Genomic DNA, 23,851 nt, shown 5'->3' on the forward strand with positions numbered 1-23,851 from the left:
ACCTCAAGGCGAACGCGTTACACGCTGCCCCGACAGCGGCACCATGGCCTGACTTTTTCATAATTCGGAGCACCAACTTAATACCCGCAACCAGATAGCATGGAATACCGCGTTTACCCGGGAAAGCCCTACCCGTTGGGAGCAACCTGGGATGGAAAAGGAGTGAATTTCGCACTGTATGCCGAGAATGCTACAGCCGTGGAGCTCTGCCTGTTTGAGCCCTGGGGAAAGAAAACGCGCGAGAAGGCTCGCCTCCGCCTCGACGAGCGGTCGTACAACATCTGGCATTGTTACGTACCCGACATCCGGCCAGGCCAGCAATACGGCTACCGGGTAAGCGGTCCCTACGAGCCGCAAAAGGGCTACCGCTTCAACCCCAACAAGTTGCTCATCGACCCCTATGCCAAGGCGCTGTCGGGAATTGTGCAGTGGCACGACGCTGTGTATGGCTACAAACTCGGGCACAAGGATGGCGACCTGAGCTTCAGCAAGACTGACAGTGCGTCGTACATGCCCAAGTCGGTGGTCATCGACACTTCATTCGATTGGGAGGGGGATACCCCGCCACGCACCCCGTATCACAAAAGCATTATTTACGAAGCGCATGTCAAAGGGCTCACCTGGAAGCACCCGGAAATACCGGAGGCCATCCGCGGCACCTATGCCGCCATCGCCCACCCGGTAATAATCGGCCACCTGCAGAAGCTGGGCATCACGGCCATCGAGCTGATGCCGGTGCACCAGTTCGTGCGCGATCATTTCCTGCTCAAAAAAGGGCTTTCCAACTATTGGGGCTACAACACGATCGCCTATTTCACCCCCGACCAGCGTTACAGTTCCTCCGGGAAGCTCGGCGAGCAGGTGCGTGAGTTCAAGGAAATGGTCAAGGCCCTGCACCGCGCCGGCATCGAGGTGATCCTCGACGTAGTGTACAATCATACGGCCGAAGGCAATCACCTGGGCGCCACCCTGTGCTTCCGGGGTATCGACAACTCGGAATACTACCGCCTTACTGAAGATCCGCGCTACTACATGGATTACACCGGTTGCGGCAACACACTCAACGTGATGACGCCGAACACGCTGCGCCTCATCATGGACAGCCTTCGCTACTGGGTACTCGAGATGCACGTGGACGGTTTCCGCTTCGACCTGGCGGCGGCACTGGCCCGCGAGCTGCACGATGTGGACCGCCTGGGCTCCTTCTTCGATATCATCCACCAGGACCCGGTGATCTCGCAGGTAAAGCTCATCGCCGAGCCCTGGGACATCGGGGAAGGCGGCTACCAGGTAGGCAAGTTCCCACAGGGCTGGGCCGAGTGGAACGGGAAATACCGCGACACCATGCGCGACTACTGGCGCGGCGCCGAGAGCATGCTCGGCGAATTCGCCCTCCGGCTTACCGGCTCCCCCGACCTGTATTTCAACGACTACAGGCATCCCTTTGCCTCGATCAATTTCGTGACGGCGCACGATGGCTTCACGCTCGAGGACCTCGTATCGTACAATGACAAGCACAACGAGGCCAACGGGGAGAACAACAACGATGGCGAAAGCCACAACCGCTCCTGGAACTGCGGCGTGGAAGGCCCCAGCGACGACCCCGAGGTGAAAAAGCTGCGGGCGCGCCAGAAGCGCAATTTCCTGTCGACGCTGTTCCTGAGCCAGGGCGTGCCGATGCTGGCGGCGGGCGACGAGCTCGGGCGCACGCAACGGGGCAACAACAACGCCTATTGCCAGGATAATGAGATCTCCTGGATCAACTGGGAGCAAAATGACAGCGCACTGCTGGAGTTTACGCAGAAGCTGATACATTTCTACAGGCGGCATCCCTGCTTCTCGCGCAAGCGCTGGTTCAAGGGGCAACCGATCAAGGGCACGCACCTGAAAGACATCAACTGGTTCCAGCCCAGCGGCGAGGAGATGACGGACGAGAACTGGACGCACGATTTCGCCAAATCACTCGCTGTGTTCCTCAACGGCGCTGCGCTGCGTACCGTCGACGAAGTGGGCCAGCCCATACACGACGACAATTTTTACCTTGTTTTCAATGCGCACTTCGATGGGCTCGATTTCTTCCTGCCCGCGCGCTACGGCAGCGGCTGGCGCAAGGTGATCGATACCTCGGATGATTTTGTTTCGGAGGAGGGCGTGCCGGTGAATGAAAAAGATCCGCTGCATTTGTTTGGCCGCACCGTGATCGTGCTGCGGCAGCCCTGGCATGAAACACCCGCCGCGCCGCCCGAGCCCGCACCCGGAGAAAACGTAGAAACAATGAACTGAGATGGAACGTATCCCTGTAAACGAACGAAGCCTGGGCGCGGTAGTACGACCGGATGGATCCGTAGAACTACGGGTGTGGTCGCCGGGCAGCAACAGCATCGAGCTGCTCGCAAAGGGGCAATGGCTCGCCCTGGAGCCCGCCGGGCACGGCTATTGGTCGCTGCCGGATTGCCCGCTGCGGCCGGGCGACCGGTACCAGTTGCGGGTTAATGGAGGAGATCCGCTGCCCGATCCTGCATCACTCGCGCAGCCCGACGGCGTGCACGGCGCCAGCCTCGTTACAGACCTGCGGAAGCATGCCTGGAACGACAGCGGCTGGAAAAATCCTGCGCTCGACCAATACATCATCTACGAGCTTCATTGCGGCACCTTCTCACCCGAAGGCAGCTTCGCGGGCATCGAGTCGCGCCTCGACCACCTCGTCGACCTCGGGATTACCGCCATCGAGCTGATGCCCGTTGCGCAGTTTCCCGGCACCCGCAACTGGGGCTACGATGGCGTGTTTCCTTTCGCCGTACAGGACAGCTACGGAGGCGCGGAAGGCCTGCAGCGGCTGGTGGACGCCTGCCACCAGCGCGGGCTCGCTGTGGTTCTCGACGTGGTATACAATCACCTCGGACCCGAGGGCAACTACCTCGGCGCCTTCGGTCCTTACTTTACCGGCAAGTACAGCACGCCCTGGGGCGGTGCGCTCAATTTCGATGATGCCTGGAGCGATGGCGTGCGTCGCTATTTCATCGAGAACGCCCTTATGTGGCTGCGCGATTTTCACATCGACGCGCTGCGCCTCGACGCGGTGCATGCCATCAAGGATTTCGGCTCCGTGCACCTGCTCCGCCAATTGCGCGTGGCGGTCGACGAGCTCATGGAGCAAACGGGGCGCACGCACTACCTGATTGTCGAGTGCGACCTCAACGACCCGCGCTTTATCGACAACCAGGGCAACAACGGCTTCGGGATGCACAGCCAGTGGGTCGATGAATTTCACCACGCCCTCCGGGTTACGACAACGGGCGACCAAAGCGGCTACTACAGCGACTTCAGCGGTATCGGGCACCTCGCTAAGGCCTACCGTGATGCCTACGTTTATGACGGCCAGTGGTCGGAGCACCGCAAGAAGCACTTCGGGCAGCCCGCGCGCACGCAGGGCGGCGAGCAGTTCATCGTTTTTTCGCAAAACCACGACCAGGTAGGCAACCGGATGCTGGGGGAGCGAAGCAGCGCGCTGGTTTCGTTCGACATGCTGAAGCTTATGGCAGGCGCCGTACTGGCAGCACCGTACCTCCCGATGCTCTGGATGGGCGAGGAGTGGGGCGAGCCCAACCCGTTCCTGTATTTCGTCAGTCATACCGATCCAGGGCTCGCTGCGGCCGTGCGCGAGGGACGGCAACGGGAGTTCGCTGCCTTTCATGCCGATGGGTCAGCTCCCGACCCGGTAGCTGAAGAAACCTTTCACCGGTCGAAGCTTCGCTGGGAGCTGCGCAGCGAGGGACAACATGCGTTGCTGCTGTCGTTTTACAAGCGGCTTATCGCCTTGCGGAAAACGGAGCCGTCGCTGTATGTGCTCGAGCGGCGAACCGTTTCCGCCGAAGCCTCCGAAACCGACAACACACTTATCCTGCAGCGACAGGGCGCTGGTCAAAGCCTGCTCTGCCTCATGAATTTTTCGAGGAGCCTTACTCCCTTTACGCTACCGGTCTGCGACAGCTCCTGGAGCCTGCGGCTCGATTCTGCAGCACCCGAGTGGGGCGGCTCCAGCGCTGCCGCCGGCGAGGGGCTAAGCGGCGACATCGTGCTCGTTCAACCCGAATCCTTCATCCTGTATACCCACACTGATGTATAACCCGGTTTCCACCTATCGGATCCAGTTTCATAAGGACTTCACGCTTGCCGATTTCGAGCGGCATCTTGATTATTTCATTGGTCTCGGCGTGGGCAGCATCTACGCATCACCCATTTTCACGGCGGTTCCGGGCAGCACGCATGGCTATGATGCGCTCAATCCGCTCGAGATAAACCCGGAGATCGGAACGCTCGAAGACCTGCGGCGGATCAGCGCAAGGCTCCGTGCAGCGGGCATCGGCTGGCTGCAGGACATCGTACCCAATCACATGGCCTACGATACCCGCAACCCCTGGCTGCGCGATGTGCTGGAGAAGGGCCGTCATTCGGTGTACGCCAACTTCTTTGATGTAACCTGGAACGACGCCGTCGCCTCCGGGCATATCATGGCGCCTTTTCTGGGAAAGTCGCTGGAGGAAGCCGTACGGGCCGGAGAGATCACGCTCGGCTTTGCCGCTGGCCGTCTTCACCTCGACTACTTCGGAAGCCGCTACCCGCTCCGGCTGCGTTCGTACGAAGCCGTGTTGCGCAGCGATGGCGCGAGCGATGCGCTCCGCCAGTGGCTGCAGCAGGCTGCTGAACTCGGATCCTCGGAGGAAGCGCATCAATATGAAACGCGGTTCGAAGAGCTCATGCAACAGCTCGCAGGACTCGCGAAAAATGAAGCGGTGCACGCCGGGATCGAACGGCAGCTGGCCGCATGGAATAGCAACAAGGACGATCTCATCGGGCTTGCCAACGACCAGGTTTACCGGCTTTGCCACTGGCAGGAGACCGACGGCCGCATCAACTACCGCCGCTTCTTTACCGTCAACGGGCTCATCTGCCTCAACATGCAGGACGAGCATGTGTTTTCCAGTTTCCACGAGCTTATCCGGCAGCTCGTGACCGAAGGCGTCTTCCAGGGAGTGCGCGTGGACCACGTCGATGGTCTTTACGATCCATCGGCATACCTGGAGCGGCTCCGCGCGCTGCTGGGACCCGACTGTTATATCGTGGTCGAGAAGATACTCGCGCTGGACGAGGAGCTGCCGCAGCAATGGCCGATCGAAGGCAGCACGGGCTACGATTTTCTCGCGCAGGTGAACCAGCTGCTGACCGACCGCGACAGCGAAGCCGACTTTACCCGCTTTTACTACAGCCTCGTGCCCGACCACCGCAGCGTTGCGCAACAGGTTCGCGATAAGAAAGCGCATATCCTGTACCGGCATATGGGAGGCGAGCTCGAGAACCTGTACCAGTTGCTCATGCAGCTGCTCAGGCCCGAGGAGTATGCGCAGATGCGCAGCAAGGACCTCAAGACAGCCGTTGCGGAGTTTCTGCTGCACCTCCCCGTTTACCGCTATTACGGAAACGCGCACCCGCTGCCCGATAGCGAGCGGCCGCTTGTACACGAAACATTTGAAGGAGCCCGCACGAGCCGGCCCGACCTGGCACCTGCGCTCGGGCTGCTCGAGCATACACTGCTGCAGGAAGAGCCGGATTCGGCGCGGGCGGGCGCGATTGCCCACCTGTACCGGAGGCTGATGCAACTGAGCGGGCCGCTGATGGCAAAGGGCGTGGAAGACACGCTGATGTACACCTTCTTCCGGGCGATCGGGAACAACGAGGTGGGTGACACGCCCACCCGCTTTGGCTGGACAACCGGCGAGCTGCACCGGGCCCTGAAAGAGCGCCGGGCCGAATGGCCATTGGCGCTCAACGCCACCTCGACCCACGACACGAAGCGTGGCGAGGATGTACGCGCCCGCCTGCAGGCGCTGTCGGCACTGCCCGGGCCCTGGCTGGACCTCGTACGCCGCTGGCGCGAAACAAACAGCGAGCCGGCACCCGATGCCAACGATACCTACCTGCTGCTGCAGACGCTGATCGGTACGGCACCCTTCGCCGACGAGCCGGGCTATGGCGATCGCCTGGAGGCCTACCTGGAAAAGGCCTTGCGCGAAAGCAAGCGACGCTCCGACTGGGCACAGCCCGACAGCGACTACGAAGCAGCGGCGAAAAGCCTGGCCCGGAAGCTTGCCGCGCCGGGAAGTGATTTCTGGACGCTGGCATCGGGCTTACGGCAACGGGTAACCGAAGCAGGGATCGTCAATTCGCTGGCGCAGCTGCTGCTCAAATGCACAGCCCCGGGCACTCCGGATATTTACCAGGGCTGTGAGGGTTGGGACCTTAGCCTCGTGGACCCGGACAACCGGCGTCCGGTGGATTACGACCGTAGAAGGGATTGGCTTGAGACCCTGGCGGAGGGCAACGAATCAAAAGGGTCGGAGCTCTGGGCGGCGCGTACCGATGGCCGGGTCAAGTTCTGGCTTACGCTTCGGTTGCTGCAATTGCGGCGCGAGGACCCGCGTTTTTTTGCGGAAGCGGATTACGAGCCGGTGGCGTTGGAAGGTGCCTTCCAGCGACACGTCTTTGCCTTCCTGCGACGCCACGGCAACCGGGCCCTGCTCGTGCTGCTGCCCCTCCACAGTGCGGCGCTTGCCGAAGACATCACGGATTTCGATTGGAAAGATACCCGCCTCGTGTTGCCCACGGAGCTCGGAAGCGGATGGAAAAACCTGTTTGTCAACAAGCAGGTCGAGGCGGGCCGTCAATTACGCGTTGGCGACGTGCTGCGCGGATTTCCGGTCGCGGTACTCGACGGCATTTCCCTGCATCGGCGAACCCGCGGCGCGGGGCTGCTCCTGCACATCAGCTCACTGCCCGGGCGCTTTGCCATTGGCGACCTTGGCCCGGAAGCATACCGCTTTGCCGATTTTCTCGCGAAGAGCCGGCAAGCCTGCTGGCAGCTGCTCCCGATCAATCCTACCGAGAGCGGGCAGGGCCATTCGCCTTACAGCAGCACCTCGAGCCACGCGGGCAACCGGCTCCTCATCAGCCCCGAGCTGCTGCTCGCAGAAGGCTTGCTGACAGCGGAAGACCTGCACCCGTACGAAGTACAAACCGGCGACCAGGTTGATTTTGCCGCTGCGGAAACTGCCAAGGACAAGCTGCTTGCAACGGCCTGGGCGCGCTTTCGCGGGCGTGGCGACAACGCTGCCTTCGATGCGTTTTGCTTGGCGCAGAAAGACTGGCTTGACGATTTCGCTTCCTATACACTGTTCAAGCGGGAAAGTGGCGGCAAGCCCTGGTACGAATGGCCGGAGCCCTGGAAGCGGCGCGACGCTGCTGCACTGGCCAGCCTTGACAGGGAAGCACTTCAACAGGTACGCTGGGAGCAGTTCGTGTTCGACCAGCAATGGGAGGCGCTCAAGCGCTCCTGCAACGAGCGCGGGATCCGGCTTATCGGCGACCTTCCGTTTTACGTGAGCTACGATTCGGCCGACGTATGGGCCCACCGCGACATCTTCCGGCTCGACGCTTCCGGCGCGCGGTTAGGACTCGCCGGGGTGCCGCCCGATGCCTTCAGCGACGACGGGCAGCTCTGGGGCATGCCGGTGTTCGACTGGGAAAAGCTCCGCGAAACCGGGTACGCCTGGTGGCTGCGCCGCCTGCGCCGCAACTGCGCGCTCTTCGACCTGGTACGGCTCGATCACTTCCGCGCATTCGCCGCATATTGGGAAGTGCCACCGGGGGCCAGCACCGCCCGCGAGGGGGAATGGAAACCCGGACCGGCTGCACACTTTTTTGAAACGATCCGGTTGGAGCTTGGCGACCTGCCCTTTGTTGCCGAAGACCTGGGCGATATCGACGACGCGGTGCTCGACCTGCGGGATTCCTTCGGTCTCCCCGGGATGAAGGTGCTCCAGTTTGCTTTTGGTGACGATATCGCGACGTCGCCGCATATACCGCACAACTACGGGCGCCCATTTTTTGCGTACAGCGGCACCCACGACAACAACAGCTCAAAGGGCTGGTTCCGCCAGGATATCGACGATGCTACCCGCAAGCGGCTGCAGGCCTACGCGGGCAGATCCCTGACCGAAGATGAAGTTCCGGAATACCTGTGCCGCCTTGCCCTATCTTCCGTGGCCGAAACCGCCATCCTTCCCGTGCAGGACGTTCTTGGCCTCGACGAGTCGGCCCGCATGAACCGGCCGGCTTCCACCGAAAACAACTGGACCTGGCGGCTCCTGCCGGGGCAGTTGGGCAAGGAAGTCAGGCGACGGCTCCGCCAATGGACCGAATGGTATGGCCGGGGGTAGTCTGCGAATGAGTTAGTCTGCTGGTCTGCTAATGAATAAAACAAATACAAGAAAGAAAGGTCGGCCGGATACGCCTTACCAATAAACCACTTTACCAATCCCACTTTACCAATCCACCAATGTCCGAAGATCGAAACAGCCAGCTGGCGCCGAACGTATATATACTGGACACCGCTTTTTACATGCCGCAGCTGGGGCGCTACCGGCGCATCTGGCTATACCTGCCGCCCGACTATCATGAGAGCGACAAAAGCTACCCGGTGCTGTACATGCACGACGGGCAGAACCTCTTTGAAGAATGGAGCGCCTTTGGCGAAGAATGGCAGGTGGATGAAACGATCGACGAGGCCGAGCGCAAGTGCATTGTAGTGGGCATCGACAACGGTGGCGAGCACCGCCTCCGTGAGTACAAGCTCCATGATGACCCCGAGTTTGGAAAAGGAGAGGGGCGGCCCTACCTCGCCTTTCTGACCGAAACCCTCAAGCCCTTTATTGATCGCACCTACCGTACGAAATCCGGGCGGGAGCACACCTGGATCGCGGGCTCGTCGATGGGCGGGCTGATCTCGTACTATGCCGCCCTGGTGCACCCCGAGGTGTACGGCAAGGCCGGGATCTTTTCGCCTTCGTTCTGGCTGCAGAACGACCTCGAAGCGCAAACAACCTCATTGGCCGCGCGGAGCAAGCTCCCGGTGCAATTGTATTTCTACGCGGGTGAAAAAGAGGGCGCGCAGATGGCGGAGCGTGTGCGGCATATCTGCGCCGTGCTGCGGCAATACCCGCGCTTCGATCTCCACGAGGTGTACAACCCCGAGGGCGAGCACAGTGAAGCCGCCTGGCGCGCCTCCTTCCGCGATTTCTACCACTGGCTCTGGAAGCGCCCGCAGCGGATATTGATCTGAGCTCGTGAAGCGTGAGCTCCGGGGCGTGAATCCTGAAGCGCATTAACGAAAGAACGGATGCCTTTGGCATCCGTTCTCGTATCATTAGTCGTCAGCGCGCAGGCTTGCCGCTTAATCCACCTTCGTGATCTTCACCACGTTGGTCGGCAGGTGCAGGTGCACCGGCGTTGACCCGGTGTTGACCACTACGTCCCCGCTTTTCAGGAAGCCGCGCTCCTTCAGGATCTCGTGCTGATCGTCGACAATATCGTCGAGGCTGTTCTCTTCATCGTAGAAGAAGGCACGCACACCCCAGCTGAGGCTCAACTGGTTTACAAGCGAGCGCTCCTTGGTAAATACATAGAGCGGCGACTTCGGGCGGTACGAGCTCAGCATGAAGCCGGTATAACCGCTCTGCGTCATCCCGATGAGGGCATCGGCATTAACGTCGGAGGCGAGCTTGCAGGCATTGTAGCAAACGGCATCGCTGAGGAAAGAGGGGGAGTGGGGCTGCGGCTGCAGCGACTCCTCGCGGTCGTAGCGGTACTCGGTACGCTCCACTTCCATGATGATCTTGCGCATCGTTTCCACAACGAGCTTCGGGTGGTTGCCCGTGGCGGTTTCGCCACTGAGCATCACGGCGTCAGCGCCTTCAAGAACGGCGTTGGCCACGTCGGTGATTTCCGAGCGGTTCGGCTTGCTGCGGTCGATCATCGACTCCATCATCTGCGTGGCCACGATCACCGGCTTGGCGCGGTGCAGGCACTTGCGGATCAGGTCGCGCTGGATCAGTGGGATCTGCTCCACGGGAAGCTCAACACCGAGGTCGCCACGGGCGATCATGATGGCGTCGGACTCAACGATGATGTCGCGGATATTGTTCAGCGCCTCGGGCTTTTCGATCTTGGCGATGATCTTTGTTTTGCTCTTGCGCTCCTGGAGCTTGCTGCGCAGGATCACGATGTCTTTCACGCTCCGTACGAACGAAAGCGCCACCCAGTCGAGCTCCTGGTCGATGATGAACTCAAGGTCGACGAGGTCTTTGTCGGTAATGGCCGGCAGCGAGATCTTGGTATCGGGCAGGTTCACGCCTTTTTTGGAGGAAAGAAATCCGCCGAGCACGACCTCGACCTGTACGTCGTTGTTGCGCAGCACATTGGCCACTTTTACCTCGATCTTTCCGTCGTCGATCATGATCGTGTTGCCCACCTTGACATCGGCGTGGAGGTTCGGGTACGAAACGTAGATCCGCTCCTTGTTGCCGATCAGTTTCTCGTTGGTGAAGGTGAGGATGTCGCCCGGCTTCACGTCCATGCCGCCGTTTTCCATCTCACCCACGCGCAGCTTTGGGCCCTGCAGGTCGCCAAGAATGGCGATGTTGTACGGCTCGGTCTTGTTGATCTGGCGGATAAAGTCGATGATCTTCGCCTTGTCTTCGTGCGTTCCGTGCGAGAAATTGAGACGGAACACGTTGACGCCGCACTTGATCAGCTCAAGAAGCTTCTCGTAGGTATCGCAGGCCGGGCCCACGGTCGCCACGATCTTCGTGCGGTGATAGGTGTGCTCGATACCCGCGGTGCGGTCCATTTGCTTGTGGTAATATTTTCCGACGTTCTTGCTCATAATATCTTGTTGATGTCTGATCTCTGATATCGGATGTCTGATTTAGAATACGTCAGCCATCCTACATCCTACATCAGCGATTAGGAAGCGAGTATTTTGACGATCTTCATCCACTCCTGGCTGATGGTGCCTTTCTTCTTGCCCACCTGCTCCAGGGGAACGTAGTTCATGCGGTTGTTCTGGATGCCGACAAACACGTTGTGGCGGCCTTCGATCAGGCATTCGACGGCGTGGTAGCCCATACGGCTCGCGATGAGGCGGTCCATCGAAGTGGGCGAACCGCCGCGCTGGATATGCCCGAGAATGCACACGCGCGTCTCGGCTTTCGGCAGTTCGGCCTTGATCACTTCGGCCACCTTGTTGGCGCCGCCGAACTCATCGCCCTCGGCCACCACGATAATGTTCACAAGCTTCTTGCGGCGCTCCTTTTCCTTGAGCGATGCCACCACGGCGTTGATATCTGTCTTTTGCTCGGGCACCAGGATGTGCTCGGCACCGGTGCCGATGCCGCTGTGCAGGGCGATATAGCCCGCATCGCGGCCCATCACCTCCACGATAAAGAGACGGTCGTGCGCATCGGCGGTGTCGCGGATCTTGTCGATCGCCTCGATAGCGGTGTTGACCGCGGTATCAAAGCCGATGGTGAAGTCGGTGCCGACGATATCCTTGTCGATGGTGCCGGCGATACCGATGCAGGGAATGTCGAACTCGCGGCTGAAGTGAACGGCGCCGCGGAAGGAGCCGTCGCCGCCGATGACGACGAGGCCGTTGATGCCGTGACTCTTTAGTACTTCGTAGGCCTGGGCGCGGCCTTCCTTTTCATAAAAGGCTTTGCAACGGGCGGTCTTGAGGATCGTACCGCCACGCTGAATGATATTGGCTACGGAACGGTTGTCCATCCGCACAATGTCGTTCTCGATCAGACCCTGGTAGCCGCGCATAATGCCGAACACCTCCAGTCCATAATAATTTCCGGTACGCACCACCGCACGGATCGCGGCATTCATTCCCGGGGAATCACCTCCGGACGTGAGCACGCCAATGCGGGAAACTTTTTTTTCCATTCCAGATAATCGTTTCGGTTCGTTTAACGCAAGCAAGTCGTCACGGTCGCGCCAAAATTAGGGTTTTGCCGGCATTGTGTCCCTACGACACAGTAATTCGGTCGAAACCCTTAGGGGGCGGAAGGTAGTTTGTTTTAGAAAGCGAACATCATGGCATGAATTGTGATTTTTTAACAAAAGCTAACCTCAAAAACACACTACATATGAAAAGGGTACTTTTTACCATGCTCAGTTTCGGGCTGCTCCTGAGCGCCTGCCGGAAAACCGACCTCGCTGCCCCCGCGGAGGCCGAGGCTGCCGACAGCACTTCGTTCCCGGCGACACCGCCGCCCGCGCATCCCGAGCGGGGCCTCGTATCGAGTATCCATACCGCCAACGTCGTGATCACCGACTGGGAAAGCGCCGGCACCTGGTCGCGCCAACCCGGAGAAGCCAACACGGTCAAGTACGGGATCAGCCGCAGCTTCCACGAGATGACCCAGGACATGCTGGACAACGGGTCGGTACTCGTGTTTGTCAAAGGCTACAACTTCGCCGACAGCAGCACCGAGATGCGCGCCATGGGGATGCCCTTTTACTTTTACCTGCCGATCGAGCGCATGAACTTCCCCGTGTACTGGGAGTACCTGAAAAAGATCGGCGGCGTGGACATCAGCCTGAAATTGCTTTCGGATGCCAACGCCTTTTACCTGGCCGGCCGCGACCGGGTCCGCCTCCGCTACTTCCTGCTCACACAGGCTGAGCTTGCGCGCCGCGGCTTGACGCCCGAAGCGCTGCACAACATGACATACCAGGAGATCAGCACGATGTATGGACTGACGCCCTGACGTCGTCGCTATATTTGGCCCATGCAAAAGGTGCTCATCACCGGGGCCAACGGGTTTGTCGGCAATTATCTTTCAGAGCGGCTCGCCGGTACCTGCCAGGTACAGGCCACCGGGAAAGGTGATTGCCGGCTTTCGGTTGCGCACTCCTCCCTGAATTATACAGCACTCGACATCACCGATGCCGCCGCAGTCCGCGCGTTGCTGGTTTCCGACAAGCCCGGTTGCATTGTTCATGCCGCGGCCATCTCGCAGCCCGATCGCTGCGAGCAGGACCGGTCACTCGCCGACGCCGTTAACATCGGGGCCACGCGGAATATTCTTGAAGCCGCAAGCGGGGCGCATGTTGTATTTCTATCCACGGATTTCGTGTTCGACGGGGAAACGGGTTTTTACCGCGAAGACGACCCCGTGGGCCCGGTGAATTATTACGGGGAAACGAAGCGCCGCGCCGAAGAGCTCGTGCGGGCGTACAGCGGGCCCTGGTCGATCGTTCGGACCGTGCTCGTATACGGCGCGCCGCGCGCCGGCCGCGGCAACCTCCTCACGATGGTCGCCGAAAACCTGCGCGCCGGAAAACCGCTGCGGATCTTCCACGACCAGCTGCGTACGCCCACCTACGTCGGTGACCTGGTTTCAGCCATCGCCCGAATCGTGGAGCGGCGCGCCACCGGCACCTGGCACATCTCCGGCGCCGACCCCAAAACACCTTACGAGATGGCGCTCGACACGGCCAGCTTCCTCGGGCTGAACGCCTCCCTGATTACGCCCGAAACAGAGCAAAGCTTTGCGCAGCCTGCCCGGCGCCCGCTGCGAACGGGCTTTGACATCAGTAAGGCAAAACGGGAATTAGGCTATGAGCCAACGTCCTTCGAAACGGGTCTCCGGAAAACATTCGCCAGCCAGGAGAGAAAGAACGCAGATCTTTTATGATCGTTACGATTTACACGGATTATCTTTTGCGGCAACGCGTCAGCAAATCATGATAAGTCTTAAAGATCTGCGTATCCGCCGGCTGGCGGATCTGCGTTCTTTCTCTCCGGAAAGCCGATTAGGAATACATCAGCACATTCACGCTGCGCTGCAGGATGTTGAATGCGATCTCGGCCATCAGGTTTTCCTTGTCGAGCGTCGGGTTTACCTCGGTGAGCTCGAAGCAGCATACTTTCCGGTTCTGCATGAACTTGCTCACGAGGTCTTCGGCCTCGCGCTCCCGGAGCCCATTGCTGACGGGTGTCCCGGTGCCCTTGCTGATGGAGGAGTCGAGCGAGTCAACATCGAACGACAGGTAGATGTCGCTGCAATCGGAAAGGTAGCGGGTGACCGCGCGGACGATATTCTCCGGTCCTTTGCTGCGCACTTCCTTGGTGCTGATCACCTTGATGCCGTACTTGTCGATGAGTGCCTTTTCTTCTTTTTCGTAATCACGCAGGGCGATGAATACAATGTCTTCGGGAAGCACCTTGGGTGCGATCGACCCGATGTTCTTGAGCCCGTTCCAAAGCCTGGCTGTCTCGGGGTCGAGCTCGTGCACCGCGTTCTCGGCATTGTCCTCGTTGATAGACAGGGAGAGCGGCATGCCGTGCATGTTACCCGAAGGCGTCGTGTAGGGCGTATGAAGGTCGGCGTGGGCATCGATCCAGATGACGCCCAGCTTGGCAGCGGGCTTTGCCAGCCGGATGCCCGCGATCGTGGCGCCGGCAATGCTGTGGTCACCGCTCAGCACAACCGGGAAAAAATTCGATTTGATCGTTTCCGCAACCGATTTGCTCACCTTCTCATACAGCGAGGCAATACCCTTGATCCGCTTGGCGTAGGGCGATTCGATCGGCTCGTACAGGAGTTTATTTTCAACCGGGATCCGGTCGGAGGGGAAGTGGATAAAGAAATTGCTCATGAAGTCGAGGGCAGCGATCTTGATCGCCTCGATGCCCAGCGACGCGCCGCGGGTGCCCGCACCGATTTCGGAGGGCACTTCGATCAGCTTGATATTTTTCATGCAACCGTTTATGTTTCAGCAATACACAGGTCCAAACCGCACTGTGGCGAAAATAAGGAAATCCTGATGCCGCTGGTTGCCCGCGACCATAAGCGCTGCCGGCGGGCCGTAGCCAGGTTGAACCCCGGCTGCCGCGCCGGCGCGCTTTATTGCTCACTCAATCGTGCGCGGCCAGTACCGGAATCGGGCTGTTCAGCACGAGCTTCAGCGTGTGGTGCTCGCGGAACAGGTTCGACACGAAACTGTGGTGGTGCGGAATTGTGATGAGCAGGTCGATCTTCTTCTCCTGCACGAAGAGCTGTATCGACTCATTGAAGTCGTACAGGTCGAGGAAGTCGAATTCGGGATCGTAATCGCGGAACAGCTCGGCGAGTTTCTGGCGCTGCTCTTCGTATTGCTCGCTCAGCGTGATGTAGAAATCTTTATTCACGTTCACGATATGAAGAGCGGGGTGGAACAGGTCGAGTACTTCGCGGATAGGCCCCACCGGGGTACTTCGATCCACGTGCTGGAAGTCGGAGGCGATCGCCACTGTCCGGATCTCGTGCGGCTCGATGTTCGTCGGCACGATCATGATGGGGCAGGGGTTGTTCTCCACCAGCTGCAGCGTTTTCCGCGACAGGCAGGTCATTACCAGCGACGCCCCGATACTGTTGGCATAACGGCAAACGGCCGCCGCGAAGTCATCGCCCCGCTCAACATGCGTTTCGATACGGGACAGGTACGCATCGTCGAGGCCGTATCGGATGCTATCAAAGGCGCGCTGGGCGGTTTCTTCGTTTTCGGGTGGCTGATAGAGGTAGTATAGTACAAGGCGGACATCCGTATGGTCCGCAAAAAGCCGGAGGCTATATTGCGCTGTCGCCAGCGAGCACTCCGAGAAGTCGACAGGGATGATTATGTTTTTCATATAGATATATTTGCATATGTAATTTACCCTTATTCTTTCGCAATGATTTATATTTATATGAGCGGCAGAACCGCCACTGGACCCGTTTTTGTGGCGCCGGCACCCGTAGCAAAAACGCCACGGCGAAGGCCGCTCCGGACGCTCCCGCCAAGCCCTGCCGTCGCCGGCCGCCGTATCCCGGCCGTTTGACCCCATTACGTTATATTTGTCCACTTAATCTGCTGTAGAGTGCGACTAAAATCCCTGGAAATCAAAGGTTTTAAATCCTTTGCGGATAAAACCATTGTCAATTTCGATGAGAACATCACCGGCATTGTCGGGCCCAACGGCTGCGGCAAGAGCAACATCGTGGACTCGATCCGCTGGGTGATCGGCGAGCAGAAGATCTCGCACCTCCGCTCGGAAAACCTGGAAGCCCTTGTGTTCAACGGCTCCAAGACCCGCAGCGCCTCCGGGCTTGCCGAGGTCAGCCTCACCTTCGAAAACACGAAGAACCTCCTGCCGACCGAATTCAACACCGTCACCATCACCCGGAAGTTCTACAAGAACGGCGAATCCGAGTACCGCCTCAACGATGTGCAGTGCCGACTGAAGGATATCCAGAACCTCTTTATGGATACCGGCGTCTCCACCGACTCCTACGCCATCATCGAGCTGGGCATGGTCGACGACCTCATCAAGGATAAGGACAACTCGCGCCGCCGGATGCTCGAACAGGCCGCCGGCATTTCCATTTACAAGACCCGGAAAAAGGAAGCGAAGCAAAAGCTCGACGCCACCGAGCAGGATCTCAACCGCATTGAGGACCTTCTCTTCGAGATCAACAACCAGCTGAAGTCGCTCGAAAACCAGGCGAAGAAGGCAGAGAAGTACTACGAGATCAAGAAGGACTACCGCGAGATCTCCGTGGAGCTGGCCAAGGCCGCACTGGAAGGCTTTAACCTGGCCTTCCGCGACCTCAACGAAAAGCACGAGGCCGAAACCGACAAGCGCATCGCACTCGAAGCTGATATCGCCACCCGCGAGGCCGGCCTGGAGCAGGAGCGGGTCGATTTCATCGAGCGGGAGCGTGAGCTCCACAGCCTGCAGCAGCAGTTCAACGAGCTCGTGCAGCAGGTGCGGACGAAGGAGAACGAGAAGAACCTGTCCAGCCAGCGCCTCGAGTACCTGCGCGAACGCGCCACGGGTCTGCAGGATTTCCTGCAGCGCGCGGGCGGCCAGATCTCGGGCATCGAGGAAAGCATCCAGTTTACCACGCAGCAGATCACCGACGAGGAAGAATCGCTGCAGGGGCTGACCGACCAGCTCGAATCGTTCCGCAGCAGCGTCGACGCCAGCCGCGGCATCCTCGATGAGAAGCGCAACGCGCTCAACAGCCTCCGCACCGCTTACCAGCAGGTGCAGCGCTCGCAGTTCGATGCCGAAAAGAAGGTAGCCATCGCCGATACCTCGATACAGAACCTGCAGCGCGCCATCTACCAGCTGGAGGAAGAGCGCGCCGGCCGCGAGGAGCAGATCGCACAGCTCGAAACAGAAAAGGAAACGCGGCAGAAGGAGCTCGACCAGCGCAAGGTGGACCTCGAGCAGCTGCAGCAGCATCATAACAATACCAAGGAGCAGATCCTCCAGACCCAGCAGGTGCTCGAAGGCCTCCGTGGCCAGCTTGCCGACGAAAGCCGCAAGCTCGACTCGAAGAAGAACGAGCATGCCCTGCTGAAAAGCCTCATCGACTCGATGGAAGGCTACCCCGAAAGCATCAAGTTCCTGCACAAGAATCCCAACTGGAACCACAGCGCGCCCATTCTGTCCGACATTATTTATGTGAAGGAAGAATACCGCGCCGCCGTGGAGAACGTGCTGGAGCCCTACCTCAACTACTACGTCGTCAACAACCTGCAGGAAGGCCTCCAGGCCGTGCACCTGCTCGACGACAACAAAAAGGGCAAGGCGAACTTCTTCCTGCTCGACCGCGTCAACGAAAGCGGCGGCACGGGTCATAGCGCGCCCGCCGGCACCATTCCCGCCATGGATGTAATCGAAGTGGATGCACAGTACCGCGCGCTGGCAGGTCACCTGCTGGGCAACGTGTTCATCGCTTCGGATGAATCGGCGCTGGAGCAAAGCAACGGCTCGGTCATCCTCGAAAAAAGCGGCAAGTACGTAAAAGGCAAATACACGCTCACCGGCGGATCGGTTGGCCTCTTTGAAGGCAAGAAGATCGGCCGCGCAAAAAACCTCGAGAAGCTCGCCAAGGATATCGCCGCGCAGCAGGTGGTGGTCGACGAGCTCCGCACGCAGATCCAGGCCCGCCAGAACGAGGTGGTGGCCTTCAATGCCGACCTCCGCGAGAACGTCATCCGCGATACCGAGCGCGAGATCCAGCAGCTTACCAACGGCCTCTTCGCAGTGCAGAACCGCCTCGAGAACACCCAGCACGCCCAAGCCCAGAGCCGCGTGCGCGTGGAAGACCTGCAGGGCCAGCTCGATGCAACGCACCAGTCGGTCGACGGCGTGCGCCAGGAGCTTGCGCAGCTGAACGAGCACATCGCCGACTATGCCAACCAGCTCCAGGAAGCCGAAACGGCCTACCGCGACATCGAGAACGAATACAACAACGTCAACACGCAATACAACAACGCGAACCTGAACGTCACGCGCCAGCAGAGCAAAATCTCGGCGCTGAAGCAGGAGCTCACCTTCAAGAGCAACCAGCTGCAGGACCTGCACACGCAGGTGCAGAACAGCACGAAGCAGCTTGCCGAAACAAGCCAGCAGGTTACCGAGCTCGAAACCTCGCTGAAGGATACGGAGGAAAGCCTCTATGAGCTGATGCGCCGCCGCGAAAGCGAGGAGCAGGCGCTCAACGGAAAAGACCAGGCCTATTACAACATCCGCAACCAGCTTTCGGCCCGCGAGAGCGAGCTGCGAAGCATCGTAAAGGAAAAAGAAGCGATCGAGCAGCTGCTCAGCGCGATGAAAGACAAGCTGACCGATGTGAAGCTGCAGCTGGCCGGTATGAAGGAACGTCTCAACGTGGAGTTCCGCATCAACATCGAAGACATCATCGACGAGCCCCGCAACAGCGAAACCCCGGCCGAGGAGCTGCAGGAAAAAGCCGACCGGATGAAGAAGCGCCTGGAGAACCTGGGCGAGGTGAACCCCACCGCCATCGAGGCTTTCGAGGAAATGAAAAAGCGCTACGAGTTTATCGTGGAGCAGAAGAACGACCTCGTTACCGCCAAGGAAAGCCTCCTGCAAACCATCGCCGAAGTGGAGACGACGGCCAACCAGAAGTTCCTCGACACCTTCACGATGGTGCGCGAGAATTTCATCCGTGTATTCAAAACGCTCTTCACAGAAGACGACCAGTGCGACCTCATTCTCGAGAATCCCGACAACCTCGCGGAGACGGGCATCGACATCATGGCCAAGCCGAAGGGCAAGCGCCCGAGCTCTATCGGGCAGCTGTCGGGTGGTGAGCGTACGCTGACGGCCACCGCGCTGCTCTTTGCGATCTACCTGATCAAGCCCGCGCCGTTCTGTATCCTCGATGAGGTGGACGCCCCGCTCGACGATGCCAACGTGGGCAAGTTCACCAACATGATCCGCGAGTTTTCCAACAACTCGCAGTTCATTATCGTAACGCACAACAAAACCACCATGAGCACGGTGGACGTCATCTACGGCGTGACCATGCAGGAACCCGGCGTGAGCAAGCTCGTGCCGGTGGACTTCCGCAACCTGGCCACCGCCAACTGACGAAGAAATACCGAATCCGAAGGCCCCGTTCACGCGGGGCTTTTTTTATTTTCGGGTAACCAACCAAGCGTATGAGAAAGCTATTGTACACCCTGATACTTGCCGTATCCTGCGTTGCAGCGCAAGGGCAAACTGCCGATACGGCCGGCTGGTGCCCAGCCGGTGCCACCTGGGTTTACCGCAAAACCGGGATGACGTCAACAGCCTATTACCGCTACGAGTACGTTCTGGATACACTTATCGGGGGGCATCTCGCAAAAAAGCTCAGTTGCACCGTTATTGCCTATATAGCGCCGCCCGGCTTTCCGCCCGCCGTTGGCGCAGGCTCGCCGGAATTCTATTACCGGTCGGCCGACAGCATCTTTTGGTGGAATGGCGGCCAGTTCCAGTTTCTCTATGATTTTGCCGCCCAGGCAGGGGATCGCTGGGTGGAGCGCAACAGCCGCTACGCACCCTGCGCGCTCTCTGCCTTTCCCAGCCAGGATACGCTGAAAGTACGCCAGGTGACTGACGTCGCCCTTAACGGACGCCTGTATAAGCGTCTCAACGTCTCGAGCGACTCCCAGTATTTCTACACGGGACCGGTGCTGCGCAATATCGGATCGCTCGTAGCACCTTACCCGATCATGAACCAGGGTAAATGCTTCCTGATGCAGTATCCCAATGGCGCTTTCGATCCGAACGAGTTTGACCAGCTCTTTTGCTATTATGACCAGCAGCGTGGCTTTGTGCCGGTTTACAACGGAACAGGTCCTGGCTGTACCGAGCTGATGAATTACATTTTGGCATCGCTGCCACTCGTTAGCTTCGGCTCGCTTGGCTGGAAGGCCGGCCCGAACCCGGCGCGGGAAAGTATTACCGTTACCGGGGCACCGGCAAGCGCTGCCTACCGCATCAGCACGCTCGAAGGAAAGGTGTTCTGCTCCGGGAAGCTGGGGAATGGACGATTGGGCCTTTCGGGTCTTGTGTCCGGCATCTACCTGCTGGAGGTCAGCGACCGCGGCCATCGTGCTGTTACGAAGCTGCTCAAGCAATAAATTCGCGCATGCGAACTATTGCCCTGCTGTTTTGCTCCAACATCTTCATGACCTTTGCCTGGTATTACCACCTCAAAGACCGCGGCATGCCGCTTTGGAAGGCCATCTTAATGAGTTGGGGGATCGCTTTCTTCGAATATTGCCTTACCGTGCCCGCCAACCGGGCCGGCGCCTCCGACGGCTTCAACCTCTTTGAGCTGAAGATGATCCAGGAAGTTATCACACTGATCATCTTCTGTGCCTTCGCGGTGTTCGTAATGAAGCAACCCTTTCACTGGCGCTACATTGCTTCGTTCGGCTGCCTGCTCGGGGCTGCGTGGTTCATGTTCCAGAAATGAGAGAAAGAACGCCGATCCCGCAAGCGGGATGCGCAGAATGGTCATGATTTGTTCTGATTTGCTCTCGCACGTAATTCGACCAGCTCAGCATGACAATTTCCAGCCTGAGCAAAGCCGAAAGCCGCGCAAATCTTATCAATCATAAAAAATCTGCGTTCTTTCTCTCCACGGCGGCGATGTTCTTACTAAGCGAAGCGAACGATGCAACGCTTTGTTAACCCCGCCGGTCTTATTGCCGTACCTGCCTAAATTTGATTTCATGAAAGCCCTCTTCCTGACTCTCTTCACCGCACTGAGCCTGGCGCTGTCGGCGCAGGACAAACCCGAAGGCCTGTTCATCAACTCCAAGGCGCCCGAGTTCAGCCTGAAGGACCAGAACGGCAAGACCGTTAGCCTCAGGGATCTTCGCAAGAAAGGCCCGGTACTCATCGTTTTTTACCGCGGAAACTGGTGCCCGTATTGCAACAAGGAGCTGAAAGCCCTGCAGGATTCGCTGCAGCTGCTTGCTGACAAGAAGGTGCAGGTAGTGGCGATTACACCGGAGGCGCAGGAAGGGATCCAGGAAACAGTGAAGAAGACCGGCGCGAGCTTCCCGATCCTGTACGACGCGGATGCCAAGCTCGAAAAGGCGTATCAGGTGGCGTACCAGGTCGACCCGAAGGCGATCAGCCGGATGAAGGCGGGTGATATTGACCTGCTCAAGACCAACAACCAGAAGGAGACTGCCTGGCTGCCGGTGCCCGCCGTGTACATCGTTAACCGCGACGGCTCGATCACGTACCGCTACTTCAACGAAAACTTCCGCCTGCGCCCCAGCGTAGCCGAGTTGCTGGCGCAGCTTCAATAATTACCGCGAACAAAAAGTCAAAAATCAAAAGTCAAAAGCCGTTCAATTCACGGGAAATGCCTTTTGCTTTTTGACTTTTTACTTTTGTATTAGTTTTCCTACCCGTCCGCCGCCGCCGGCAAAAAAGACCGCCGTTCCTTTCTTTGCCTTGCGGCACACATGAAACCCGTCTTTCGAGATCCAGGTCCAGGTACGGCCGCCATCGCTTGAATAATCGACGCCATTGAGCCCGCAGGAGACAAGCACTTTCCTGGAAACGTATTCGACGCAACTCCGGTAGCCGTGCGGGGCCACTTTCGGCGCCTGCCAGCTCCGGCCGCGGTTGCTTGTATAAAAACAATTGAGCGAGTCGGAAGCCGCCTTCATAAAATCGCCCCCGACAACCACCATATTTTTTCCGCCCTTTCGCGTATCAACGTCCTGCACCGCGATCGAATTGGCGCCCGTGCTTTCGCTGCCCTGGATGATGGGTAATGTGATGCCTTCGTTGCGGACAAACACGCGCGAGCGCCGACCACCGGTGATGAGCACTGCTTCGTCGCGGTCGAGCACCCGCACGTTGGTACCCGAAGAGGCAAACATGGCCTCGCCGCTGTCTACACGCGGCCGGTGATCGAAGGGAACCTCCTGCCATTTTTCACCCTCGTCGAACGTACGCGCCACGAACAGCCGCCCGCCGATCGGGTCGCCGACGACGATGCCGGCCTGCTCGTTCCAGAACTCAAGGGCATCGAGAAACATCCCAGGCGTATGATTCTCGTACACCGTCTTCCAGGTTTCGCCTCCGTCGATGGTCTTCAGGATAAATGCCGGCGAGTCGACGGCGATGATGATCGCCTTGGTGGGGCTGAAGGCCTCGATGTCGCGGAAGTCGCGCTTCTCGAAGCCTTTCACCACCGTCCAGTGCCAGGTGGCGCCACCATCGGTAGTACGGCCGATGGTGCCGCCCGAGCCGCTTACCCAAGCCACGTTGTCGTCGACGACGCTGAGCCCGCGAAGGCTTGTCTTTGTGCCCTTTGACTGTATTTCTACGGACGGAGGCGCTTTTTTCTGCGCGACAGAGAGGAGGGAGGCGGCACCCAGCAGGAGGGTGAACAGGAGCTGTTTCATGACGAAAACACGTTAGCCCGCAAGGTACGGAAACCGCGCCGGAAGCCGCTTTCATGTACCAGGTACATAATGGAAATGCACGGTCGCTAGCGCCGCTTGCCTTATTTTTGTCCCAACCTCAAACAGCATACGTATGGCACCCGTGAACCGGAACGTTCTCACCCTCGACGAATTTACCCTGCAATCGATACGCACGCTTCCCAACGCTACCGGCGAGCTGTCGACACTCCTGCGCGACATAGGGCTGGCCGCCAAGCGCGTCAACGTGGAAGTGAACAAAGCCGGCCTCGTCGACATCCTTGGTGATGCCGGCGCGGTGAACGTGCAGGGCGAGGAAGTGAAGAAGCTTGACGTATATGCCAACAACCAGTTCTGGGGTGTGCTCCAGCGCGGTGTTTCCTGCGCCGGCTTCGCCTCCGAGGAGCTCGATGAATTCGTAGCCTTCGAAGACGAAGTCAGCATGAACTCCAAGTACGTGTGTCTCTTCGACCCGCTCGACGGCTCGGGCAATATCGACGTCAACGTTTCGATCGGCACCATCTTCAGCATCTACCGCCGCGTAACGCCGAAAGGCACGCCCGTACAGCTCGAGGATTTCCTCCAGCCGGGCAACAAGCAGGTAGCAGCCGGCTACGTTGTTTATGGCTCCTCCACGATGCTGGTATACGGTACGCGCCGCGGTGTCAACGGCTTCACGCTCGATCCATCGATCGGTGAATTCTGCCTCAGCCACCCCGACATCCAGTGCCCGCCGAACGGCAAGATCTATTCGGTCAACCACGGCAATTTTTTCCAGTACGACGAGCCGGTGCGCAAATACATCAACCAGTGCCAGAATAAGACGAAGGACACCGGCGGGCCCTACACCCAGCGCTATATCGGCTCGATGGTCGCCGACGTGCACCGCAACCTGATCAAAGGCGGCATCTTCATGTACCCCGGTACCACCGACAAGCCCAAAGGCAAGCTGCGCCTGCTCTACGAGTGCAACCCCTTTGCCTTCATCACCGAAGTGGCCGGCGGCAAGGCCACCAACGGGCGCCAGCGCATACTCGACGTTGTACCCACCGAGCTGCACCAGCGCTCGCCCTTCTTCGTCGGCAGCATCGAAATGATGGCCGAGCTCGAAGAATGCCTGCACCCCGAGACCGAGAAGGCGGGGTAAGAACTAAGAAATTTAACCGCG

General features: G+C 59.0%; 16 protein-coding genes. 11 read left to right on the plus strand and 5 right to left on the minus strand.

The window, feature by feature from the left end:
* Positions 1 to 99: 99 nt before the first annotated feature.
* The 4 genes from glgX to ACYU7Z_RS04155 all read left to right on the plus strand — a co-directional run bounded on the left by glgX (position 100) and on the right by ACYU7Z_RS04155 (position 9,175).
* Positions 100 to 2,283, plus strand: coding sequence for a glycogen debranching protein (gene glgX / locus ACYU7Z_RS04140; protein WP_460567662.1), 2,184 nt, complete (start codon positions 100 to 102; stop codon positions 2,281 to 2,283).
* A 1-nt stretch (position 2,284) separates the two neighbouring features.
* A complete protein-coding gene (gene treZ / locus ACYU7Z_RS04145) occupies positions 2,285 to 4,126 on the plus strand; it encodes a malto-oligosyltrehalose trehalohydrolase (RefSeq protein ID WP_460567665.1) in 1,842 nt (613 codons plus the stop codon).
* Positions 4,119 to 8,273, plus strand: coding sequence for a malto-oligosyltrehalose synthase (treY, locus tag ACYU7Z_RS04150; protein ID WP_460567667.1), 4,155 nt, complete (start codon positions 4,119 to 4,121; stop codon positions 8,271 to 8,273). Before treZ ends, treY begins: the two co-directional genes overlap by 8 nt.
* 119 nt (positions 8,274 to 8,392) lie before the next feature.
* Entirely contained in the window at positions 8,393 to 9,175 is a 783-nt protein-coding gene (locus ACYU7Z_RS04155) for an alpha/beta hydrolase (protein ID WP_460567669.1), read from the plus strand.
* Positions 9,176 to 9,286: 111 nt separating this feature from the next.
* On the opposite strand, the gene pyk is transcribed toward ACYU7Z_RS04155, so the two are convergent.
* Positions 9,287 to 10,777: a pyruvate kinase gene (gene pyk / locus ACYU7Z_RS04160; protein ID WP_460567671.1), complete on the minus strand. Its 1,491-nt coding sequence runs from the start codon at positions 10,775 to 10,777 to the stop codon at positions 9,287 to 9,289.
* Positions 10,778 to 10,857: 80 nt separating this feature from the next.
* Positions 10,858 to 11,841, minus strand: a complete 984-nt coding sequence (pfkA, locus tag ACYU7Z_RS04165) for an ATP-dependent 6-phosphofructokinase (RefSeq protein ID WP_460567673.1) — start codon at positions 11,839 to 11,841, stop codon at positions 10,858 to 10,860.
* A 203-nt stretch (positions 11,842 to 12,044) separates the two neighbouring features.
* Here pfkA and ACYU7Z_RS04170 point away from each other — a divergent pair, with 203 nt between their 5' ends.
* Positions 12,045 to 12,668 carry a hypothetical protein gene (locus ACYU7Z_RS04170; protein ID WP_460567675.1) on the plus strand — a complete coding sequence of 208 codons (624 nt, stop codon included), beginning with the start codon at positions 12,045 to 12,047 and terminating at the stop codon, positions 12,666 to 12,668.
* Positions 12,669 to 12,689: 21 nt separating this feature from the next.
* The gene (locus ACYU7Z_RS04175) at positions 12,690 to 13,598 is read left to right on the plus strand and encodes an SDR family oxidoreductase (RefSeq protein ID WP_460567676.1); all 909 of its coding nucleotides are present in this window, start codon (positions 12,690 to 12,692) and stop codon (positions 13,596 to 13,598) included.
* A 118-nt stretch (positions 13,599 to 13,716) separates the two neighbouring features.
* On the opposite strand, the gene ACYU7Z_RS04180 is transcribed toward ACYU7Z_RS04175, so the two are convergent.
* Together ACYU7Z_RS04180 and ACYU7Z_RS04185 are read right to left on the minus strand one after the other, a co-directional pair.
* On the minus strand, positions 13,717 to 14,664 hold the full coding sequence (locus ACYU7Z_RS04180; RefSeq protein WP_460567678.1) for an arginase: 948 nt from the start codon (positions 14,662 to 14,664) through the stop codon (positions 13,717 to 13,719).
* A gap of 157 nt (positions 14,665 to 14,821) precedes the next feature.
* Positions 14,822 to 15,574, minus strand: a complete 753-nt coding sequence (locus ACYU7Z_RS04185) for a hypothetical protein (RefSeq protein WP_460567680.1) — start codon at positions 15,572 to 15,574, stop codon at positions 14,822 to 14,824.
* Between the two features lie 228 nt (positions 15,575 to 15,802).
* On the opposite strand from ACYU7Z_RS04185, the gene smc reads away from it, so the two are divergent.
* From smc to ACYU7Z_RS04205, 4 genes are all read left to right on the plus strand, one after another.
* Positions 15,803 to 19,333 carry a chromosome segregation protein SMC gene (gene smc / locus ACYU7Z_RS04190; protein ID WP_460567682.1) on the plus strand — a complete coding sequence of 1,177 codons (3,531 nt, stop codon included), beginning with the start codon at positions 15,803 to 15,805 and terminating at the stop codon, positions 19,331 to 19,333.
* A gap of 71 nt (positions 19,334 to 19,404) precedes the next feature.
* Positions 19,405 to 20,370, plus strand: a complete 966-nt coding sequence (locus ACYU7Z_RS04195; RefSeq protein ID WP_460567684.1) for a T9SS type A sorting domain-containing protein — start codon at positions 19,405 to 19,407, stop codon at positions 20,368 to 20,370.
* A gap of 8 nt (positions 20,371 to 20,378) precedes the next feature.
* Positions 20,379 to 20,708, plus strand: coding sequence for a DMT family protein (locus ACYU7Z_RS04200; protein ID WP_460567686.1), 330 nt, complete (start codon positions 20,379 to 20,381; stop codon positions 20,706 to 20,708).
* Positions 20,709 to 20,967: 259 nt separating this feature from the next.
* Positions 20,968 to 21,555 (plus strand): peroxiredoxin family protein, encoded by a 588-nt coding sequence (locus ACYU7Z_RS04205; protein ID WP_460567688.1) that lies wholly within the window; start codon positions 20,968 to 20,970, stop codon positions 21,553 to 21,555.
* Positions 21,556 to 21,633: 78 nt separating this feature from the next.
* Here the strand turns inward: ACYU7Z_RS04205 and ACYU7Z_RS04210 are convergent, their stop codons facing one another.
* A complete protein-coding gene (locus ACYU7Z_RS04210) occupies positions 21,634 to 22,665 on the minus strand; it encodes a WD40/YVTN/BNR-like repeat-containing protein (protein WP_460567690.1) in 1,032 nt (343 codons plus the stop codon).
* Positions 22,666 to 22,798: 133 nt separating this feature from the next.
* Here ACYU7Z_RS04210 and fbp point away from each other — a divergent pair, with 133 nt between their 5' ends.
* On the plus strand, positions 22,799 to 23,830 hold the full coding sequence (gene fbp, locus ACYU7Z_RS04215) for a class 1 fructose-bisphosphatase (RefSeq protein WP_460567692.1): 1,032 nt from the start codon (positions 22,799 to 22,801) through the stop codon (positions 23,828 to 23,830).
* Positions 23,831 to 23,851 lie beyond the last annotated feature (21 nt).

Source organism: Flaviaestuariibacter terrae (assembly GCF_054777635.1).

Excerpts from the sequence above, each read along its gene's own strand:
- pyk (WP_460567671.1), bottom strand. The coding sequence starts at position 10,777 with ATGAGCAAGAACGTCGGAAAATATTACCACAAGCAAATGGACCGCACC.
- ACYU7Z_RS04175 (WP_460567676.1), top strand. The coding sequence starts at position 12,690 with ATGCAAAAGGTGCTCATCACCGGGGCCAACGGGTTTGTCGGCAATTAT.
- ACYU7Z_RS04185 (WP_460567680.1), bottom strand. The coding sequence starts at position 15,574 with ATGAAAAACATAATCATCCCTGTCGACTTCTCGGAGTGCTCGCTGGCG.
- ACYU7Z_RS04195 (WP_460567684.1), top strand. The coding sequence starts at position 19,405 with ATGAGAAAGCTATTGTACACCCTGATACTTGCCGTATCCTGCGTTGCA.
- glgX (WP_460567662.1), top strand. The coding sequence starts at position 100 with ATGGAATACCGCGTTTACCCGGGAAAGCCCTACCCGTTGGGAGCAACC.
- ACYU7Z_RS04210 (WP_460567690.1), bottom strand. The coding sequence starts at position 22,665 with ATGAAACAGCTCCTGTTCACCCTCCTGCTGGGTGCCGCCTCCCTCCTC.
- fbp (WP_460567692.1), top strand. The coding sequence starts at position 22,799 with ATGGCACCCGTGAACCGGAACGTTCTCACCCTCGACGAATTTACCCTG.
- ACYU7Z_RS04200 (WP_460567686.1), top strand. The coding sequence starts at position 20,379 with ATGCGAACTATTGCCCTGCTGTTTTGCTCCAACATCTTCATGACCTTT.
- ACYU7Z_RS04170 (WP_460567675.1), top strand. The coding sequence starts at position 12,045 with ATGAAAAGGGTACTTTTTACCATGCTCAGTTTCGGGCTGCTCCTGAGC.
- treY (WP_460567667.1), top strand. The coding sequence starts at position 4,119 with ATGTATAACCCGGTTTCCACCTATCGGATCCAGTTTCATAAGGACTTC.
- ACYU7Z_RS04155 (WP_460567669.1), top strand. The coding sequence starts at position 8,393 with ATGTCCGAAGATCGAAACAGCCAGCTGGCGCCGAACGTATATATACTG.
- treZ (WP_460567665.1), top strand. The coding sequence starts at position 2,285 with ATGGAACGTATCCCTGTAAACGAACGAAGCCTGGGCGCGGTAGTACGA.
- ACYU7Z_RS04205 (WP_460567688.1), top strand. The coding sequence starts at position 20,968 with ATGAAAGCCCTCTTCCTGACTCTCTTCACCGCACTGAGCCTGGCGCTG.
- pfkA (WP_460567673.1), bottom strand. The coding sequence starts at position 11,841 with ATGGAAAAAAAAGTTTCCCGCATTGGCGTGCTCACGTCCGGAGGTGAT.
- ACYU7Z_RS04180 (WP_460567678.1), bottom strand. The coding sequence starts at position 14,664 with ATGAAAAATATCAAGCTGATCGAAGTGCCCTCCGAAATCGGTGCGGGC.